The 2,740-nt window shown below is 72.4% G+C and carries 4 protein-coding genes; 2 read left to right on the top strand and 2 right to left on the bottom strand.

What is annotated here, in order from left to right; all coding sequences use genetic code 11:
- Both A612_RS15420 and A612_RS15415 read left to right on the top strand, forming a co-directional pair.
- The coding region (locus A612_RS15420) for an MlaD family protein (protein WP_019375336.1) at positions 1 to 842 on the top strand (842 nt) is incomplete at its 5' end.
- A gap of 101 nt (positions 843 to 943) precedes the next feature.
- Positions 944 to 1,546, top strand: a complete 603-nt coding sequence (locus tag A612_RS15415; RefSeq protein ID WP_241209568.1) for a hypothetical protein — start codon at positions 944 to 946, stop codon at positions 1,544 to 1,546.
- Positions 1,547 to 1,553: 7 nt separating this feature from the next.
- Here A612_RS15415 and wrbA read toward each other — a convergent pair whose 3' ends face one another.
- On the bottom strand, positions 1,554 to 2,147 hold the full coding sequence (wrbA, locus tag A612_RS15410) for an NAD(P)H:quinone oxidoreductase (RefSeq protein ID WP_019375334.1): 594 nt from the start codon (positions 2,145 to 2,147) through the stop codon (positions 1,554 to 1,556).
- Positions 2,148 to 2,310: 163 nt separating this feature from the next.
- Positions 2,311 to 2,484 (bottom strand): hypothetical protein, encoded by a 174-nt coding sequence (locus A612_RS17590; protein ID WP_019375333.1) that lies wholly within the window; start codon positions 2,482 to 2,484, stop codon positions 2,311 to 2,313.
- Between the last annotated feature and the right edge of the window lie 256 nt (positions 2,485 to 2,740).

Here is a 2,740-nt window from a genome sequence, read left to right as displayed (position 1 = left end):
CCTTCGAGCCGACGCAGCGGCTGGTGCTCACGACCGACGATTCTGAGGGCGTGACGGTGGGCATGGACATGAGCTTCTCGGGTTTTCCCATCGGCCGGGTGCGGCGCATCGAGCTGGCCGAGGACGGCAGCGTGCGCATCCTGATCGACGTCGCGCGCCGCGATGCGCATTGGCTGCGCACCTCCAGCGTGTTCACGCTGGTGCGCGGCATCGTCGGCGGCACAACCATCAAGGCCTACAGCGGAATGCTGGACGATCCGCCGCTGCCGGCCGGGGCGGAGCGGCCGGTGCTGCGCGGCGATGCGACGGCGGAGATCCCGCAGCTCATGGGGACGGCGCGCCAGCTGCTGGAGAACCTGAATGCCCTCACGGCGCAGGATTCGGCCCTGGGCGCCAGCCTGGGCCAGGTGCGCACGCTGACCGAGCGCATCAACGCGCCGGGCGGGCTGCTGGCCGTGCTCACGGGCGACGAGACCGAGGCGCGCAAGGTGATCGCCACGCTCGAGCGCACCAACCAGCTGCTCGCGCGGCTGGATGCGATCGCCGCCAAGGCCGAGCGGCAGGTGTTCGGCGCAGGCTCCGACCCCGGGCTGGTGCCCGAGGTACGCGCCGCGGTGCTGCAGCTCGATGGCCTGCTGGCGGATGCGCGCGCCAGTCTGGTGAAGGTGGATGCGGTGCTGGCCGAGGCCCAGGCGGTGGGGGCGAATGCGCGCGAGGCGAGCACCGACCTCGGGGCGTTGCGCGCCGAGGTCGAGGCCAGCCTGCGCAAGGTGGAAGGGCTGGTCAACGAGATCAACCGCAAGTGGCCCTTTGCACGCGACAAGGAGTTGAAGCTGCCGTGAAAGCCCGTGGTTCCCGATCTTTGGCCAGCGCCGCGCTGGTGCTGCTGGCTGCGCTGGCCCTGGCAGCTTGTGCGGCCCGGCCTGCGCCGCCCGAATGGAAGATGAACGCCCACGACGCGGCCGAGCGCGCCACGCGCGCCTGGCTGTCGGGCGACGGCCGCGTGGCCGGCCAGGAATGGAAGCGCGCGCGCGCCGAGGTGGCGCGCACCGGCAACCCGGCCCTGCTGGCGCGACTGGAGCTGATGCGCTGCGCGGCGCTGCTGGCCAGCCTGGACATGGAAGGCAGCGCGTGCCCGGCCTTCGAGGCGCTGCGCGTGGATGCGGAGCCGGCCGAGCGGGCCTATGCGGCCTACCTCGCGGGGCGGCTGCCCGATGCGGGCGGGGTGGAGCTGCTGCCGGCGGCGCAGCGTGCGGCCGCGACCGATCCGCGGGCCATCGCGGCGATCGGCGATCCGCTGGCCCGGCTGGTCGCCGCGGGCGCGGCGCTGCAGGCGGGAACGGCAACGCCCGGGACGCTGGAACTGGCCACCGAGACGGCCTCCCGCGAAGGCTGGCGCCGTCCGTTGCTGGCGTGGCTGCTGCTTCGCATCGAGCGCGCCGAGGCCGTGGGGGATGGCGCCACGGCCGGGGCACTGCGTCGGCGCGTGGCGGTGGTGGAGGCGGGCGGCGCGCCCCCCGCCGGGGCGGACACGCCGGGGCGCTGAAGGGTCGTCAGCGCCGCAGTTTGGTCGCCACCTCGACCAGGCGCCGGGCCTGGTGGCCGATGGCGGCCTTGGCGTCGTCGTCGAATTCGGCGCCCTGGGTGTGGGTGTAGCCGTAGGGATTGCCGCCTGTCTTGAAGATGACGGGGTCGGTGTAGCCCGGCGCAACCACGATGGCGCCCCAGTGCATGGCCGTGACATAGAAGGACAGCAGTGTCGTTTCCTGTCCGCCATGTGCGTTCTGTGCGGAGGTCATGGCGGAGATCGCCTTGTTGGCCAGTCCGCCCTTGGACCACGTGCCGCCGAGCGTGTCGATGAAGGCGCGCATCTGGCTGGCCATGACGCCAAAGCGCGTCGGGGCCGAGACCAGGTAGGCATCCGCCCATTCCATGTCCTGCGCGCTGGCGGTGGGAATGTCGGCGGTCTTGTCCTGCTGGGCCTTCCAGGCTTCCTGGCCATCGACGACTTCCTGCGGCGCGGTCTCCGCGACCTTCAGCAGCCGCACCTCGGCACCCGCCTGGCGGGCGGCTTCGGCGGCGATCTGCGCCATCTGGTGGGTGGTGCCGTAGGTCGAGTAGTAGATGATGGCCAGCTTGACGCTCATGGTGTGCTCCTGTGGGATGGCAGGGGAGAGGGCGGTAGAGGGATCCGATGCTAGGAAGAAAAGTGCGGCCCGTCTGTCGGCCAAACCCCTGTACCGCGCGCCGCAGCGCGTGGCGAACGGACCGGCGACGGGCCCGGGTTGCGCGGAGGGCCGTAGGCTGGCTTCAATCCAGCAGCTCGGCCGGCAGCAGCTGCTCGATCGCCTTGTGCACCTGCGAATCCGCCACCTGCACGGACTGGTGGCGCAGCAGGGTCGTGACGCTGGCAGCAAGCGCCAGCAACACGGTCAGCACGAAGGCTGCCAGAGCGGGGGTGGGGATGCGCGACGGGCGTTTCATGGTGGCGACCTCCGGGCTGGGGACGCGGGGCAGGGACAGTGGGGTCATTGGAGCCGCTGGCACCCTGTGGCGTCTGTCGGACAAGCGCCGATGCCGGGGCAGGCGCCCCGCGCAAGAGGTTCAGCCCGGTGCCAGCCGGCGTGCCAGTGCCAGGGCCGTGAGCGCCTGGCCGACAGGCCAGCCATCCGCCGCGGCGCCGTGCTGCCAGCAGGCGGCGGTGGCCGCCTCCAGGGCGGCCTGCGGCGGGGCGGCCCGC

It is taken from the genome of Melaminivora alkalimesophila (genome assembly GCF_000282995.1).
GTDB lineage: Bacteria > Pseudomonadota > Gammaproteobacteria > Burkholderiales > Burkholderiaceae_C > Melaminivora > Melaminivora alkalimesophila.
This window is presented reverse-complemented; position numbering and strand designations above follow the sequence as displayed.

Coding starts and splice junctions, on each gene's coding strand:
- A612_RS15415 (WP_241209568.1), top strand. CDS start 944: ATGAACGCCCACGACGCGGCCGAGCGCGCCACGCGCGCCTGGCTGTCG.
- wrbA (WP_019375334.1), bottom strand. CDS start 2,147: ATGAGCGTCAAGCTGGCCATCATCTACTACTCGACCTACGGCACCACC.
- A612_RS17590 (WP_019375333.1), bottom strand. CDS start 2,484: ATGAAACGCCCGTCGCGCATCCCCACCCCCGCTCTGGCAGCCTTCGTG.